The sequence below is a fragment of the Clostridium sp. BSD2780061688st1 H5 genome, assembly GCF_005845155.1.
Classification (GTDB): Bacteria; Bacillota; Clostridia; order Lachnospirales; family Lachnospiraceae; genus Claveliimonas; species Claveliimonas intestinigallinarum.
Genome location: NZ_SPGT01000018.1, coordinates 26023 through 42999, shown reverse-complemented (window position 1 = coordinate 42999; position 16977 = coordinate 26023). Strand labels below are relative to the sequence as shown.

Here is a 16977-nt window from a genome sequence, read left to right as displayed (position 1 = left end):
TAAATTATAGACAGTATAACAGAAAAGTCTGTAAAAATCCTCTAAAAAATGATGATGATTTTCTTACTTTTTTACAGGATTTTTAGAATGGTTTGCTTTTACAATAGGGGCATATCGAACAAGAAAGGTGGAATACAAAAATGAAAAAAACAAACATCAGTAAATTCATAGCAGTTGGATTATGTATCTGTGCATTGACGGGGTGTGGTGCAAGTCCAGATGAGAAACCAGATACGTCTAATCCTATTGTCAATTCTAATACGAATGAAGAAAATGCAAATGGTTCTTCAGAAAATAAAGGAAACGACATATTAGATTCTGCTAATTTGATAGGAAGTGTTTTGGAATTTACAGACAATGGTTGCTTGGTAAATCAAGCAAAAGATATTGAGGGTGGAGCTGGGATAAAAATAGAAGCACCGGGAATGGAAAAAAAAGAGAATGCTGTTTCTGTAACCTATAACCCAGATTGTGAATTTGTCATTGCCACAGTAAATGCACAGTCTGGTGTTACAAATGTAACAACGGGTTCTATATCCGATGTGAAAAAGCAATCTGAAGTATATCTCTATGGAGAGTTTGCAGACACAAATCATTTCAATGCAACAAAGGTTGTCATAGCCCATTGGGAATAGAGGTGTGAAGTATGAAGTTTTATCAACTTGGTTTTCGCTATTTACAGCGAAAAAAAGGGAAAACCATTCTTCTGTTGATTGTTTTGATACTTGTAAACAGTATGATTTTAGGTACAAGCATGATTTTAAGGACTACAAATGAGTCCAAACAAGCCATGCAGGAAAAGACAAACTCTAAGATTGTGGCTGAAATTACAAGTAAGGACAGCAAGATAACAGAGAATGAAGTAAACAAGATTGAAACGCTAGAAGATGTTTCGTCTATCAACCGCATTGGTAGACAAGAGGTATTTCCGAATAATTTTGCTCCCGTTACGCTCAATACTTCTACGAATGAGGAAAATTTGAAAATAGCACTGCTTTCCTATGATGATTTGGAAAAGGACAGCCCTTTTTCAGAAATGCAGTACCGCTTAGCTTCTGGCGATTATATCAAGCGTGAGAAAAAGGGTGCTGTTATCAATGCGAACCTTGCAAATCAAAATGAGCTAAAAGTTGGAGATACGATTGAATTAAGTACAGAAAACGGAACAAAAGTATCTGTTCAGATTATTGGAATTTTCATGTCCGCAGGAAATGTGGAAAAAGACCAGCCGTCAGAAACTACCGCAGTCAATCGAATAGAAAATCAAATCTTTATTGACAACAGTACTTATAAAGAATTGTTCAAAGAAGCTGAATTTGAAAAAATCTGCATTTACTCAAAAAGACCAGAAAAATTAGATGTGCTGGAAACCAGCCTGCAAAAAATATTCGGAAATGATGTAGCACTTAGCACGTCTGATACCCTTTATCAACAGATGTCTGCTCCATTAGAGCAAATCAGTAAGGTGGCAAATCTTATGCTGGTACTTACATTGGTAACTGGTACTGTTGTTGTTTCCCTGCTGTTATGTATGTGGATGCGGACAAGGCAAAAAGAGGTGGCAATCTTTATGAGCCTCGGCAAGACAAAAAGTGAAATTTTCCTGCAAACTTTATTAGAAGCAGGCAGTGTATTTACACTTTCGGTTTTAGGAGCAACAGCCATTGGTAAATTGTTCTCGGGCGTTTTGCAAAACGTCATTACCGGTTCAGAAACAGTAACAGAAAATCTGAAAGTGGTTTTGCAGATACAAGATATTGGAATGTTGTTCCTTTTAGGCGGTGCAGTTATTTTGGTGGCATTGTGCTGTTCCATTCTTCCGATATTACGAGCAAACCCAAAAGATATATTAGCAAAAATGGAGGGATAGTACATGAATTTTTTTGGATTGGCAAGGCGTTCTGTGTTCAGAAAGCCCGTAAAAAGTATTCTCTTATTGTTGATTGTTTTTGCAATCAGTACCTTGCTTCTTGCAGGTGTGGCGAGCAAAAATGCCAGTATTGAGGTGCAGGACAAAACCAGACAAGCCATAGGTGCAGGCTTTCTTTTAGAAAGAAATGCAGAGTACCGAACAAAGCGAGTTCGTGAATACTCAGAAAAGATTGGTAATGATAAGGAAGGTAGTTTTGGTGGCTACCATCAGGAAAAAGAGATTATCAATGGTATGGAGACTTGGACAGGCTGGACAACAAATGAATTTGAAAGCTTAGATATAAAAGACATTGAGAAATTGGCAAAAGCAAAAGGAATTGCTGATTACAATATTACAACAGTAACAACTCCCGTAAACCCTGTAAATTTCAAAAGGATTGAAGATAAAGATGTAGACCAGAATGCAGATGTTGGCGGTGTAAGTTTAATTGGAAACAAAGATATGAAACTAGACAGAAATGTTTTATCTGGAAACCTGCATATCAAAGAGGGACGAATGATAACCCCAGAGGATAAAGATATGTGTGTCATTTCAGAGGAACTGGCAAAGCAAAATAATCTGAAAATCGGCGATAAGATTTCTTTTAATGATTACCACGATACTGAAAATTCAAAGGTATCAGAAGCTGAGATTGTTGGAATTTATCAAGTGGATCAAAAGATGTCCCCACTTATGCAGGGAGATACTTACCGTTCGGAAAATGTAATATTTACAGATTTGAGATTTCCAGAAAAGGCAGAGGGTGAAACAAGTCCATTATATGAAAGAGCCTATTTCAAAGTGGAAGATGTGGAAGCTTACGACGAAGTAAAAGAAAATCTGCAAAAAGTAGACATCAATTGGGAGCAATATGATTTGATTGACAATAACGGAAATTCCGAAACCATGTCCTCAAACTTCAATGATTTAGCAAAAGTAAGCGAAATGATGATATTGGTAATCTCTGTTGCAAGTTTTGTTATCCTTGTTTTAGTATTTCTGTTCTGGCTGAAAAATCGAGTGCAGGAAGTCGGTATTTTCTTATCTCTCGGTGTTCCGAAATTTAGAATTATCGGACAAATTTGGAGCGAAGCGATTATGATTACTGTTCTTTCCCTTATGTTATCCTTTGCTGTTGCCCCTGCTGTTTCCAAAGTAACTGCAAATTATCTGGTATCACAGCAGGTTCAGCAAATGCAGGAGGAAGAAAAGAATAATGAGGGAAAAGTATCCACAGAATACGTTGCACCAAAGCAGGACGTGCAGAGTATCAGCGTAGAGGTTACGCCAGAAATGTATCTGCTGGACGGGGTAAGTGTTCTTGTGTTAATAACGGCTTCTGTTCTGGTATCTGGAATTGTAATACTAAAGAGAAACCCGAAAGATATTTTAGCGGAAATGAGTTAGGAGGACGACGAAAATGTTAGAAGTAAAGAATGTAAGCTATGCTTACAAAACCAAAAAAGATAAAATCATTTTGAATAACGTATCAGCTACTTTTGAGGAGGGTATCTTTTATACCATTGTCGGTCCGAGTGGTGCAGGAAAAACAACACTCTTATCCTTGTTAGCAGGCTTGGACACAGCAGTAAAAGGGACTGTCCTTTGCAATGGCGAGGATATTACAAAAAAGGGGCTGAATTACCACAGAAAGCATAATATCTCATTGGTATTTCAAAATTATAATCTGATTGATTATTTGACAACGGTTGAAAATGTCAAATTAGGTGGTAGTGGAAATGCTGAAAAATTATTGGAAGAAGTCGGCATTGGAAAAGAATACTGGCAGAGAAATGTATTGCAACTATCTGGCGGACAGCAACAGCGTGTAGCGATTGCAAGAGCATTAGCCAGCGACGCTCATGTACTTTTGGCAGACGAACCGACGGGAAATCTTGACGAAACTACCGCTGATGAAATCATTGCTTTGCTGAAAAAGACTGCACATGAATTAGGAAAATGTGTTGTTGTCGTTACGCATAGTAAGCATTTGGCAGAAGAAGCGGACGAAATCTTAGAAATTAAAAACGGTGCAATTTCTTTTCTGTCTGAATAAATTAGAATAGTGCCGTAAAGGAGTTGTCATTATGGAATATTTTAGATATACCTCGACGCAATCAGTTTGAACCTAACGGCATTTTTATAACAACTGAATATAGCACAGTTTTAAAAGCTCGTACAGACTATATGTTTTGTGCGGGCTTTTTTCATGCCAGAAAAAAATTTTTTAAAGTTTTTTCGATTTTGGTTACGCTGTCCCCCACTTTCAACGCGGTATATATGAAAAGGGGCAGACACCTCTTTTCGACTAGCGAAAGGAGGTGAGGAAAATGAAACCGTCAGAACTACAAGAAAAAACCTGTCATCAATTCGATTGTGCTATTAAAACAGTTATACGTCATAGAGCGATTGACTTCTATCGAGCGATACGTCGTTCAGAGAAAAAAGAAATGCCATTCGCCGAAATTATGGACGACCTCTTAAATTCCATAGGCACAGAAGATACATATTCTACGGATTATGTTGCGGTATTTGAAGTCTGTGGAGAAAAAGTATCAATCGAAGATGAACAACTGGCTCGTGCTTTGAAAGCTATCGAAGAACGAAAGCGTAATATCGTTTTACAGTATTTTTTCATTGGGGACACGGACACTTACATTGGGAAAATGCTTGACTGTTCCAGAGCGAATGTAACGAAGTGCAGAATACAAGCACTAGACAAGTTAAAGCAACTGATTGAGGAGGAAAAAGAAAAATGCCAAAAGAGCTGACACCGACTTTCACGGTTATTTCCAAAGCCTGCGACGGCGACGAAATGGCTATTTCAAAAATCTTGGAGTTTTACGACCCATTTATCAATCAATGCTGTATGCGTCCGTTTTATGACGATAATAACAACTTACGTCTTGCGGTAGATTTGGAAATGAAAGGTTTTATCAAAGAAGCGATTATTCGTAAAATCTTAGACTTTGATATTAAACGCTTCTAATTTATATCGGGATTGATTATGCCCGTCTGTTCTTTGACAACTGAATAAAGCAGACAAATACGTTTGTGAGATAGCGAGCCACGGGGACTGTACGCCACGACCTTTTCAAAAGAAAGCGAGCGACCCACGCAGTGATCCGAGAGCGACTGTTGGAAAAGTCGTTTTGCCACGACCTATCCTCACAGAATAATGATACGTCCGCATGGTGCGGTTCTGCCCACAAGAATGGGAATAGTTGAGATACTAACGGAGCTTTCCAAAGCCGTCTGCCTGCTTGTTAAAAAAATGACACACAGTAAAGGGGGTGCATAGATTATGAACAATACTGATGTGCCTATCTGGGAAAAATATACGCTGACGATTGAAGAAGCGTCTAAATACTTCCGCATTGGCGAAAAGAAATTGCGTAAATTAGCCGAAGAAAATCTTGACGCTGGCTGGGTTATCGTGAACGGTAATCGTATTCAGATTAAGCGAAAACAATTTGAAAAAATCATAGATACATTGGACGAAATCTAATGTCATTGAGCCGTAGATATGGTATAATATTAGTAGCGTATCACGGCTCATTCCATGACGGAAAGGAGCTTTACACTATGTCTAATGTAAAACGAAAAGACAGTAAAAATCGCAATTTGCGTAATGGAGAGAGCCAGCGAAAAGACGGAAGATACGTTTATAAATATACCGATATATACGGAAAGCCACAATTTATCTATTCTTGGAAACTTGTACCGACAGACAAGACACCTGCTGGAAAGCGTGATGATATATCGTTGAGGGAAAAAGAAGCACAGATAAAAAAAGACCTTAACGACGGTATCGACACAGTCGGCGGTAAAATGACAGTCTGCCAGCTCTACGACAAGAAGAACAGCCAAAGAAAGAACATCAAAAGGGCTACTGAAAAAGGACGACAGTATCTTATGAATGCTCTGAAAAATGACCCGTTGGGTATGAGGGCGATTGATACGGTTAAGCAGTCGGACGCTAAAGAATGGGCTATCAGAATGAGTGAAAAAGGATATGCCTATAAAACGATTGATAACTATAAGCGTTCCTTGAAAGCGTCATTTTACATGGCGATACAAGACGACTGTATCAGAAAGAACCCATTTGAATTTAAGTTAAGTGATGTTCTGGAAGATGATACCGAACAGAAAGTTATCCTTACACCAGAGCAGGAAGAATGCCTGCTTGCCTTTATGGAAAAGGACAAGATTTACAGCAAGTATTATGATGAGGTTGTGCTTCTGCTGGAAACGGGACTTCGTATTTCTGAATTTTGCGGATTGACGACGCATATTGATATGCAGAACAGAATACTCAATATAGACCACCAGTTATTGAAAGATAGCGAAATGGGCTACTATATTGAAACGCCAAAGACCAAAAACGGAAAACGGGAACTTCCATTGACAGAACGGGCTTATCAAGCAATCCAAAGAATACTAAAGAACAGAGGAAAGGCACAACCGCTGATTGTAGGTGGTTACAGCAATTTCCTATTCCTAAATCGTGAGGGCTTGCCTAAAGTTGCAGGAAACTATGAGGGCATGGTGCGAGGACTGATTAAGAAGTATAACAAGTATCATACGGACAAGTTACCGAACATCACGCCACATTCATTCAGACATACTTATTGTACGAATATGGCAAACAGAGGAATGAACCCAAATACTCTGCAATATCTCATGGGACACGCTAACATAACCATGACACTTGGCTATTACGCACACGGCACATTTCAATCTGCAAAAGCAGAACTGGAAAGGCTGGCTTGTTAATATCGGAGCTTATATTTACTACTCATTTACTACTTTTGGTTGCATTTTCATGCTGGTAAATGCCAGCTTATGCAAGGTATCTTCCAAAAAGAAAATACCGATAAAGCCCGAAAATACGGGATATATCGGCATTTACCAACTTATGAAAAGATAATCAGAAATTTAGTAAGTTTTTTATGAAAAAAGAGGATATACAGAAACATGCAATGCACCAGGAGTGTTCAGATATAGCATCTATTCCCTTTAAAACATATGCAGAAAAGTTTGAACTGATTGATTCCAGAACAATATCGCTGGTAGTGCCGAGGGATAAACAGAGTGAAAAGATGGTTGAGACATTAAAATATACTAAAACTGGGAATCCAAGACAGCTTCAGAATTACACATGTTCATTGTATCAGTGGGAACTGGAAGATCTGATTAAACAACATGTGGTAGATGACTATGGAACCGGAATTTTCTGTCTGACTAATAAGGATTATTACGATGATAATACAGGGATCCTGTTCGAGGCAAAAGATTATTTCCTGTAGGAGAAAGGGGTGAAAAAGATGAGTTATGGTTTCAAAATTATTGTGGAAGGAGATTATGCCTGCTTTAGCAGACCGGAACTCAAAGTGGAAAGAGTGAGTTACGATGTCCCTACACCGGGAGCGCTGGAAGGGCTTTTGAAAAGCATCTATTGGAAGCCATCAATCCGTTACGTTATTGATAAGATCATTGTTTTTCAGGATATTGATTTTGTCAATATTCGGAGAAATGAAGTCAAAGATAAGGTCCTTCTGAGCGCTGTGAAAAGCCAGATGTATGGAAAAGGTGCAGATCCCTGCATCTATGCATCGGAAAGCAGAAGCCAGAGAGCCTCCATGGTTCTGAAAAATGTAAAATACGGGGTGGAGTTCCATTTCGAATTGACAGGGCTGAAAAACGATGAAGAGACAGATGCTGAAAATAAGCATTATAACATCATTAAGAGGAGACTTGAAAAAGGACAGTGGTTCCGGACTCCTTGTCTGGGATGCAGCGAGTTCCCGGTAAAGAGGATAGAACCAGTAGACGAGTTTGACGAGAAGCTTATCAGCAGCAATATTCTTGAAATGGGAGATGTAGATCTTGGATATATGAGCTACAAGGTGATGTTTGCTGACGGAGGGAAACCGGTCAATGGTGACTGGGACAATCCTAGGTTTTCTGATAAGGCATCTACAGTTTATTATCGTCCGCATATGATCAACGGAGTAATTGATGTGAAAAAATACAGGGAGGAATTGCGATGCTGATAAAAGCATTATGTGACTATTATGACATTCTGTCAAAAGATGGCAAGGTTCTTCCGGAAGGTTACTCCAATGTTAAGATCCATTATCTGATTTCCTTAACAGGAGAGGGAAAAATAGATGAGATCATTGACTGCCAGAAGAAAGAACAGGTGCCGGCAGGGAAAAACAAAGTGAAAGAGAAAAAAGTGCCAGTGGAACTGGTGATGCCTCAGCGGACAGAAAAACCAGGAATTGATGCCAATATTGCAGAGCACAGGCCTTTGTACATATTTGGATTAAATCTGGACGGTGATACACTTTCTCCGGAGGACCGGACAGACAAAGCCAGGAAATCCCATAAAGCATTTGTAGAGACCAATCTGAAATTTACGGAAAATCTGCATTCGCCGGTTGTAAAGGCTTACAGAAACTTTCTTTTAAACTGGAAGCCGGAAGAGGAGACGGAAAACAGATGGCTTCTGGGATTAGGAAAAGAGTATGGAAAGTCTGGCTTTGCTTTTTGTCTCTCTGGAAATCCCGATTGTCTGCTTCATGAAGACGCAGAGCTGCTGAAAAAGTGGGAGGCCGGGTACGCGCAGAGAACAGAAGGAGGGGAAAAAGGGAAAACGGCCCAATGCGCTATCACCGGAGAGCAGGCCCCGATTGCCAGAATTCACAGTAAGATAAAAGGCGTCTACGGAGGCCTTGCAACAGGAAGTGTGCTGATCGGGTTTAATAATGACTCTGAAAATTCTTATGGAAATGAGCAGTCATATAACAGTAACGTCTCAGAAAAAGCTATGAAGAAATATACAGAGGCGCTGAATTATCTGTTGAACAGCAGCCGGCACAAGGCCATGCTGGATGAAATGACCATTGTATTCTGGGCCATGAACAGTAATGAGGCATATGAAGATCTGTTTACACAGATTTTTTTCGGACAGTCTGATCAGATGGGAGCAGACAAGACAGAACAGATGCTGAAAGAGATGCTGGCAGATGCCCGGAATGCAAAAGTAGCGGAAAGCAGACTGAAGTCTCTGGAACAGATCGATCCTGGTGTAGACTTTTATATGCTGGGGCTGAAACCTAATTCATCGAGACTGTCTGTGAAATTTATCATCAGAAGAAAATATGCGGATGTGCTCTGGAATATTGCCAGATTTCAGCAGGATCTGCAGGTGACAAAGGAATTTCATGCAATTTCACTATCCTGGATCAAGAGGGAGATGGTTTCGCCCAGGAGTAAAAATGATAAAGTAAACCCGGCGTTGATGGCCCGGTTATTTCAGTCCATTATTTATGGCGGCGCTTATCCGGCAGCGCTTCTTGAAACAGTGGTAAGAAGAGTGAAAACGGACAGTGGGAGTGCGGGGATCAACCCGGTGCGGGCCGGTGTTATCAAAGCATGCATTAACAGAAATTATAAAGAGGAGGAATTGAAGGTGGCTTTAGACAAAGAAAATTACGGACAGGCTTACTTATGCGGCCGTCTGTTTGCAGTACTTGAAAAGCTGCAGCAGGAGGCGTCCAACAATTCACTAAACAGGACGATTAAGGATGCGTATTTTGCATCTGCATCGTCAAAGCCGGCACTGGTATTTCCAAAACTGATCAGACTTGCTCAGAACCATCTGAATAAAGTGAAATATCCAGCGTTTTATAACAAGCTCATCGGGGAGATCATCGGCCATTTGAATGGGGAATTCCCAGAAACTTTCTTTTTGAAGGACCAGGGTAAATTTATTGTCGGATATTATCAGCAGTATCAGAGCTTTTTTGAAAAAGCAGAAAAAGCAGTAGAAATGGAGGAAAAGTAATATGGCACTTTCAAACAGATATGATTTTGTAATGCTTTTTGATGTGGAAAATGGTAACCCCAATGGCGACCCGGATGCAGGAAATGCGCCGAGAGTTGATGCTGAGTCGGGATATGGGTATATCACGGATGTGTGTTTAAAACGTAAAATAAGAAATTATGTTGAGCTTGTGAAAGAAGGTGCGGAAGGTTACAATATACTGATCAAACCAGATAAATCACTGAACATCAAATTTACAGAAGCCTATGAAGCGGAGGGGCTTACAACAAAAAATAAAGGGAAAAATCCGGATGATGTGAAGAAAGCCCGCGAGTATATGTGTAAAAACTATTTTGATGTGAGAACATTCGGAGCAGTAATGTCAACGGGAGATGACCCTTGTGGAATTGTGAGAGGACCGGTACAGATTAACTTTGCGCGTAGTATTTCTCCGGTTAATATCCAGGATGTTACCATTACCCGACAGGCCCGTACAACCGAAGAGAGGAAGGAAACCGGAGAAACGGAAATGGGGAGAAAAAGTGTCATACCTTATGCCCTCTACCGTGCGGAAGGTTATGTGTCAGCAGCTCTGGCAAACAAATCTACAGATCTGTCTGAAGAGGACGTAGAACTTTTATGGAACGCCATTATAAATATGTTTGAGAATGACCATAGCGCAGCAAGAGGAAAGATGTGTATGAGAAAGCTGTATGTGTTCAGGCATAATAATATACTGGGAGCATGCCCGTCGCATATTCTCTTTGACAAGATATCTGTCAGGGAGAAGGAAAATGTTCTTCCCCGAGCTTTTGGTGATTACGACATTGTGCTGGATGAAAATATGCCGGCAGGCGTTGAACTGATCCAGAAATTATGAACACGGCAGAGATAACGATCCGGTCCATTCAGCATTATATGTATTGCCCGCATCGCTGGGGACTGTTGGAGATTGATAAAGCATGGGCGGAAAATATATTTGTGACAAAAGCAGACTTGATGCATGAGCGGGTGCATGATCCGGAGAAGAATTATACAGCAAAGGGTAAAAAGGTATTTACATCTGTTCCTGTGTACAATGACCTGGAGGAGTATAATCTTTATGGTGTGACAGACTGTCTGGAACTGTTTCCCGATGAGAATGGAGTAGCTATAGAAGGAAGCGAAGAGAAGTTTCGAATCTGCATTGTGGAATATAAGCCGACGAAGCCGAAAGACAGACCATACAGAGAGGATGATCTGATGCAGGTATTTGCCCAGAAGATCTGCGTGGATTATGTTTTTGGAGGGGACTCTGACGGTGTGATTTACTATGCAGACGTAAAAAAGCGTATTCAGCTTCCTCTGAAAGAAAATTTTGAGGAATACGATACAAAATTAAAGGTCTTGCTGGGTAAAATGAGAGATTGTCTCAAAAGAGGAGAAATCCCATCTGTTGAGAAAGGACAGAAGTGCAGCGGATGCTCAATGAAAGATTTGTGCATGCCTTCAATCAAACCTGTAAAAAGTCTCCGGTCTGAGATTGAAAAGATAGAGAGGGCGGTGCTATGAGAAAACTTTTAAATACGGTCTATGTCACAAATGAAACGGCGTATCTGACATTAGACGGAGAAAATCTTGTCTGCAAAATAGATGGGGAAGTAAAGCTTCGTATTCCATTTGAAAACATTGAAAATATTGTATGTTTTAATTACGTGGGATGTTCACCAGCCTTGATGGGAAAATGTGTTGGAAAGACAATTCCAATCAATTTTATTTCACCACAGGGGAAGTTCCTGGCTAAAGTCTGTGGAGAGACAAAAGGGAACGTGTTCCTGCGTGTGGCCCAGATTGACAGATTCAGAGAAAAAGGCTTGATGCTCACGCAAAATACAATGGCTGCCAAATTCAGCAATACCAGGCAGCTGATCCGGCGAACGCTCCATGACAATGCCGAATTGAGGGAAGATGAGGCAATACAGGAGACGGTGGACGTTTTGACAACGGGGATCAGACAGGTGTTTGAAGCACAGAGTATAGAGGAGGTTGTGGGGATTGAAGGGTACTGTGCGCAGAGCTATTTCTCCATCTTTAATAAGCTGATAACAAATAAAAAAGTGCCGTTTACTTTTGAACTTCGCACAAAGAGACCACCTCTTGATCCAGTCAATGCAGTCCTGTCTTTTGTGTATACATTGGCCATGTCTGAATTTGCGGCAGCCCTGGAGACAGTGGGGCTGGACAGTTATATAGGATATTGTCATACTTTGAGAAGCGGAAGAGTATCGCTGGCATGCGATATGGTTGAGGAGGCCAGGTGTCTTGTGGAGCGTTTTGTTTTGACACTTTTAAATCTGCAGATAATAGGTGAGAAGGATTTTGATAAACAGATTTCCGGGGCAGTATGGCTCAATGACGAAGGCCGTAAAAAAGTACTTTCCCGATGGCAGGAAAAAAAGCGCTCAGATATGATGCACCCATATTTAAAGCAGAAGATACCCATGGGACTTCTTCCCTACGTTCAGAGTAACCTTTTGGCAAAGTATGTGCGGGGAGATATAGAAAATTATCCACCATTTCTTTTAAAGTAGGTGAAAAATATGATGGTTTTGATCAGTTATGATGTGAGTACTACAAGTTCTGCAGGAAGAGGCAGATTGAGAAAGGTGGCAAAGGAATGTCAGAACCATGCCCAGAGAGTTCAAAATTCAGTGTTTGAAGCAGATTTAGATTATTCGTCATTTCTGCGTTTAAAAGACAGACTGCTGAAACTGATTGATCCAGAACAAGACAGCCTAAGGTTTTATTACCTGGGAAATAACTGGAAAAAGAGAGTTGAACATGTGGGCGCCAAGAAAACGTATGACCCGGAAGGAGTCATTATTGTGTGATTTTTATGTGCATGCGAAGGTGGAGTGATGTGTGAATTCCTAAGAGGTTCGCCTGATAAAGAAGAGAAAATGCCATAAAAATGCAGAAATCTGATGGTGAAAAGTTTTGTCCGTCCCAAATGAGGGTGCGTGATCGCTGACAAACACAATATATAGCGGTCACGTCCCGCAAGGGGCGTGTGAGTAGAAATTGTTGGAGAACAATGGTGGGGACGTTGACAAGGCAGTCACGTCCCGCAAGGGGCGTGTGAGTAGAAATCCTGTAGCTGTTTGTAGAACAAACTCAGCACCTGGTCACGTCCCGCAAGGGGCGTGTGAGTAGAAATTTATTGTGATTGACTCCGTTCCGTCTATGCAACCGTCACGTCCCGCAAGGGGCGTGTGAGTAGAAATATTGTCTAATGGGAACACAGGGAAGGCTGTTACTGTCACGTCCCGCAAGGGGCGTGTGAGTAGAAATTGCCATTTCCTGTAACATGCTCTGGTCTATGTTCGTCACGTCCCGCAAGGGGCGTGTGAGTAGAAATAGAGAGCGTATGGATTGACCAAACACTAACATATAGTCACGTCCCGCAAGGGGCGTGTGAGTAGAAATGGAAAAATCATAGACGGACAACTTACCTACCCGCCGTCACGTCCCGCAAGGGGCGTGTGAGTAGAAATGCATCTTTTCAATTGTCTGGTCAATACTACCCTGGTCACGTCCCGCAAGGGGCGTGTGAGTAGAAATTGTAATTTCGTAGTCCCTATCCAGCAGAGTGCCGTCACGTCCCGCAAGGGGCGTGTGAGTAGAAATGCAAGCTCTTCTTCTTCCTTGTCCGCTATCTCAGTCACGTCCCGCAAGGGGCGTGTGAGTAGAAATTCTTGAAATTTCCGTCTAAAATCGTTATCATGCCGTCACGTCCCGCAAGGGGCGTGTGAGTAGAAATGACAGGCCATTTATTTTCTGTGAAGCTGTTGCACGTCACGTCCCGCAAGGGGCGTGTGAGTAGAAATTCCATAGTTCTGTATCACGCCGTCTGTGATACCGTCACGTCCCGCAAGGGGCGTGTGAGTAGAAATGCCGCAAACATTCCAACAGCCAGAGCGGCCATTGGTCACGTCCCGCAAGGGGCGTGTGAGTAGAAATCATAGTTCTTAATCGTATCGTTATACCCTTTTAATGTCACGTCCCGCAAGGGGCGTGTGAGTAGAAATGTTCCCATCTGGGCCGGCAGCAAGGACGACGCGGTCACGTCCCGCAAGGGGCGTGTGAGTAGAAATTGGAACGCTGGATATTATGCGGGATACACGCCGTGTCACGTCCTGTAAGGGACGTGTGAGTAGAAAATTGGATACGCTAACCGGGACGCTAGAAAAGAGGATATTTTGTGGAATTAATCAGAAATGCCATAAGCGATATCGACCAGTATGAAAAATGTAGAGAGATCATCGAAGACAGTGTTGGTAGCTTTGAGGAGTTCAGGTAGATGAAGTACAATAATCTTGAAAAGTTTGATTTTATAAAAGATGGATTACTAGAGAAGGATAGAATTGATTAATCATCCAAGATTCTGAAAGTCGGAAATGCAAAAACTATTGATGGCAAATTTACAAAACAACTTCTGGGCGGTAAAAACTAGAGTGGGTTAGAGAAAGGACAGATTTTTGCCAGTAGACTGGGTATGCTACTAAAAAATGGGAGGATTTTTGTTTCAGAAATACAATAATATTCAACCAGATACCCGGCAGAGAGCAAGCGAGAACAAGGTATGAGGAGAAAAGTATACTGTATGGGGAAAAGGCATCCCAGCCAATATGGCAGTTGAGTGCATTGCCAAAGCATATGGGTTTACGTCTGAGACAAGCATATATATTAAAAAGGTGAAAAAGAAATGATCGTGAAGCAATATGATACAGTGTTATTAAAAGATGGAAGAGAGGCTTCCATAGTTGAGATATTTGACAGTAAAGTGTTTATCGTAGACGTTGGAAGTTCACCTGAAGACTGGGAAACTATTGAAATCACAATAGACGATATCGCGAAAGTGCTTTAGTTGCCACTCGTTCCAATGAATGAGTGGTATAAATATGAGTATGTTGCCAAAGAAGAGGAGAGTCTTTTTAATAATGCTCTGGATAAAGCTAACATTGCGGCTGAAGGCCATAATAGGGAAGATATCTGTGGGTTGTTGGATATAGATGATTTTTGAAAATCGAGAGATTAGATAGAGAACATCAAGAAGAGCTAGGACTATATTTGTGATTCTGATGCCTATCTGTTGTTATGTTTTGCAAGTGGAAATGAAAAAAAGTCTGCCCGAAAATAGAATGTTAAAATAGACATAATTATGAAAAGTAATTGTCATATCCTTTCAGAGATTTATAAACATATTTTTTATATTTCTTTTCACCTTTACTATGTATGACCGGAAAATTCTGCTATAATAAATAAGAATGTGTTATTCAGAACGGAAAGATTTAATGGGAGGTAACAGGCGTGGAGGACAGATTTGCGCTGCTCATCGATGCGGACAATGTATCATCCAGGTACATTGAGCCCATTCTGGATGAGCTTTCAAAATATGGGAAAGTGACATACAAAAGGATTTACGGGGACTGGACCAGCACCAACAATTCAGGGTGGAAGGATGAGCTTCTCAACAACTCTATCACACCCATCCAGCAGTTCAGCTATACCCACGGGAAAAACGCCACGGACTCAGCCATGATCATTGATGCCATGGACATGCTGTATACGAGTGAGCTGGAGGGCTTCTGCCTTGTGTCCAGCGACAGCGACTTTACTAAGCTGGCCAGCCGTCTGAGGGAGAGCGGTAAGACTGTAATCGGGATGGGCGAAAACAAGACACCGGCTCCCTTCCGCAAGGCCTGCGACATTTTCACTGTGCTGGAGCTCCTCATGGAGGAGAATATGGGAGACAGCGACGTGGTGGACAGAAGCCAGATCGAGGAGGCGGTCATCCGGATCATCACAGAGAACCAGAACGATGACAGAAAGACAGGCCTGGGCGAGGTGGGAAGCCGTCTCGTGAAGCTGTACCCGGACTTTGACGTCCGCCGCTACGGCTATAGCCTTCTGTCCCGGTTCCTGGAGTCCTGCCCCAAGCTGAAGCTGATCCAGTCCGGCTCCCAGATTACAGTGACTCTTTTTGAGGATAAGAGCAGGAGAGAGCAGATCGAGGAGTTTATCTTAAAGCAGATCAAGGACAGCGGGAAGCACGGCATTTTCCTGAGTGTCCTGGGAAACCGGATACGGAACAAATTCGGGGACTTTAAGGTACGGGATTACGGGTATTCCCAGTTCAAGCAGTATATTCAGAGTTTCTCCGGTGTCCACGTTCTGGATGACGGAGAGCATAACAGAGTGATCTACAGCAAAAAGGATGAGCATAAATGAAAATAGACGGGCTTTTTGACCTCCAGGTCATGATGTTTCTTCTCATGGCTGTGGGGGTCGTCCTGAGAAAAATGAATATTATCACAAAAGAGGGAAAGAGCATGATGACGGATCTTGTCATTGACCTGATCCTTCCCTGCAACATCATATCGGCCTTCTACATGCCTATGGACAAGTCGGTATTTGTGGCGGAGCTGGAGATCCTTGTCATCTCCATACTGATCCAGATATTCTGCACCCTTGTGAGCGCTGTGTTTTACCGGAAGGTGCCAAGGGAGAAGAAGATGGTTCTTCAGTACGCCACAGTCTGCTCCAATGCGGGATTTCTCGGCAATCCGGTGGCGGAGGGGCTCTACGGCTCCATCGGCCTTCTGTACGCCTCCGTCTACCTGATCCCCCAGCGGATCGTCATGTGGTCAGCGGGGATATCTTATTTTACAGAGAGCCCCAGCAGGAAAGAGGTTGTAAAAAAGGTGCTGACACATCCCTGTATCGTAGCGGTGGAAATTGGCATCGTGCTGATGGTGACCCAGGTAAAGCTGCCTGGGTTCTTAAGCTCTGCTATTGACAATGTGGGGGGCTGCACCACGGCCATTACCATGATCCTTATCGGCACCATCCTGACAGATGCGGACATGCGCCATATTTTGACAAAGACCACGGCCCTTTATTCCTTTATCCGTTTGATCTTTATCCCGGCGGTGGTGTTTGCGGGGTGCTGGCTGGCGGGTATTGACTCCATTGTGGCCGGCGTCTCTGTGACTCTTGCGGCCATGCCCGCCGGCACGACCACAGCCATCCTGGCTATGAAGTACCACGGAGACGAGGAGTTTGCCACCCAGTGCGTGGTACTTACCACCCTCCTGTCCGTGGTCGCCATTCCTGCGTGGAGCCTGATCATACACAGCGCCCTGTAAGCAGCTTCAGAGCTGATGCTTAGCAGGGCGCTGTGATTAGCTGT

18 protein-coding genes and 1 CRISPR repeat array are annotated in these 16977 nt (G+C 42.2%); all 18 genes read left to right on the top strand.

The genetic code is table 11. The features are described 5' to 3' along the window. Nucleotides 1–140 precede the first annotated feature (140 nt). Nucleotides 141–635 carry a hypothetical protein gene (locus tag FGQ86_RS11640; RefSeq protein ID WP_005342377.1) on the top strand — a complete coding sequence of 165 codons (495 nt, stop codon included), beginning with the start codon at nt 141–143 and terminating at the stop codon, nt 633–635. Between the two features lie 11 nt (nt 636–646). Next, entirely contained in the window at nt 647–1870 is a 1224-nt protein-coding gene (locus FGQ86_RS11635) for an FtsX-like permease family protein (protein WP_009264274.1), read from the top strand. A 3-nt stretch (nt 1871–1873) separates the two neighbouring features. Further along, the gene (locus FGQ86_RS11630; RefSeq protein ID WP_138304155.1) at nt 1874–3319 is read left to right on the top strand and encodes an ABC transporter permease; all 1446 of its coding nucleotides are present in this window, start codon (nt 1874–1876) and stop codon (nt 3317–3319) included. Nucleotides 3320–3332: 13 nt separating this feature from the next. After that, nucleotides 3333–3968: an ABC transporter ATP-binding protein gene (locus FGQ86_RS11625; protein ID WP_138304153.1), complete on the top strand. Its 636-nt coding sequence runs from the start codon at nt 3333–3335 to the stop codon at nt 3966–3968. A gap of 274 nt (nt 3969–4242) precedes the next feature. Continuing rightward, entirely contained in the window at nt 4243–4683 is a 441-nt protein-coding gene (locus FGQ86_RS11620; RefSeq protein WP_003431889.1) for a hypothetical protein, read from the top strand. Then, nucleotides 4668–4901, top strand: a complete 234-nt coding sequence (locus FGQ86_RS11615) for a helix-turn-helix domain-containing protein (protein ID WP_138304151.1) — start codon at nt 4668–4670, stop codon at nt 4899–4901. The genes FGQ86_RS11620 and FGQ86_RS11615 overlap by 16 nt, the downstream gene beginning before the upstream one ends. Before the next feature lie 315 nt (nt 4902–5216). Then, nucleotides 5217–5420: an excisionase gene (locus tag FGQ86_RS11605; protein ID WP_002347229.1), complete on the top strand. Its 204-nt coding sequence runs from the start codon at nt 5217–5219 to the stop codon at nt 5418–5420. A gap of 77 nt (nt 5421–5497) precedes the next feature. Continuing rightward, entirely contained in the window at nt 5498–6688 is a 1191-nt protein-coding gene (locus FGQ86_RS11600) for a site-specific integrase (protein ID WP_138304149.1), read from the top strand. Nucleotides 6689–6864: 176 nt separating this feature from the next. Continuing rightward, nucleotides 6865–7221, top strand: coding sequence for a hypothetical protein (locus tag FGQ86_RS11595; RefSeq protein WP_138304147.1), 357 nt, complete (start codon nt 6865–6867; stop codon nt 7219–7221). Between the two features lie 18 nt (nt 7222–7239). Further along, nucleotides 7240–7968, top strand: coding sequence for a type I-C CRISPR-associated protein Cas5c (gene cas5c / locus FGQ86_RS11590; protein WP_138304187.1), 729 nt, complete (start codon nt 7240–7242; stop codon nt 7966–7968). Further along, nucleotides 7962–9767 carry a type I-C CRISPR-associated protein Cas8c/Csd1 gene (cas8c, locus tag FGQ86_RS11585; RefSeq protein ID WP_138304145.1) on the top strand — a complete coding sequence of 602 codons (1806 nt, stop codon included), beginning with the start codon at nt 7962–7964 and terminating at the stop codon, nt 9765–9767. The genes cas5c and cas8c overlap by 7 nt, the downstream gene beginning before the upstream one ends. Before the next feature lies 1 nt (nt 9768). Further along, nucleotides 9769–10626, top strand: coding sequence for a type I-C CRISPR-associated protein Cas7/Csd2 (gene cas7c / locus FGQ86_RS11580; protein WP_138304143.1), 858 nt, complete (start codon nt 9769–9771; stop codon nt 10624–10626). Continuing rightward, nucleotides 10623–11297 (top strand): CRISPR-associated protein Cas4, encoded by a 675-nt coding sequence (cas4, locus tag FGQ86_RS11575; RefSeq protein ID WP_138304141.1) that lies wholly within the window; start codon nt 10623–10625, stop codon nt 11295–11297. The genes cas7c and cas4 overlap by 4 nt, the downstream gene beginning before the upstream one ends. Next, nucleotides 11294–12316, top strand: coding sequence for a type I-C CRISPR-associated endonuclease Cas1c (gene cas1c, locus FGQ86_RS11570; protein ID WP_138304139.1), 1023 nt, complete (start codon nt 11294–11296; stop codon nt 12314–12316). The genes cas4 and cas1c overlap by 4 nt, the downstream gene beginning before the upstream one ends. 9 nt (nt 12317–12325) lie before the next feature. Beyond that, a complete protein-coding gene (cas2, locus tag FGQ86_RS11565; protein ID WP_138304137.1) occupies nt 12326–12616 on the top strand; it encodes a CRISPR-associated endonuclease Cas2 in 291 nt (96 codons plus the stop codon). Between the two features lie 158 nt (nt 12617–12774). Then, nucleotides 12775–13946: direct repeats of the CRISPR family, unit length 33 nt; unit sequence GTCACGTCCCGCAAGGGGCGTGTGAGTAGAAAT. Between the two features lie 544 nt (nt 13947–14490). Continuing rightward, nucleotides 14491–14652, top strand: coding sequence for a hypothetical protein (locus FGQ86_RS16265; protein ID WP_171031559.1), 162 nt, complete (start codon nt 14491–14493; stop codon nt 14650–14652). Between the two features lie 443 nt (nt 14653–15095). Next, the gene (locus FGQ86_RS11560) at nt 15096–16016 is read left to right on the top strand and encodes an NYN domain-containing protein (protein ID WP_033126952.1); all 921 of its coding nucleotides are present in this window, start codon (nt 15096–15098) and stop codon (nt 16014–16016) included. After that, on the top strand, nt 16013–16933 hold the full coding sequence (locus FGQ86_RS11555) for an AEC family transporter (protein ID WP_138304136.1): 921 nt from the start codon (nt 16013–16015) through the stop codon (nt 16931–16933). Before FGQ86_RS11560 ends, FGQ86_RS11555 begins: the two co-directional genes overlap by 4 nt. Nucleotides 16934–16977 lie beyond the last annotated feature (44 nt).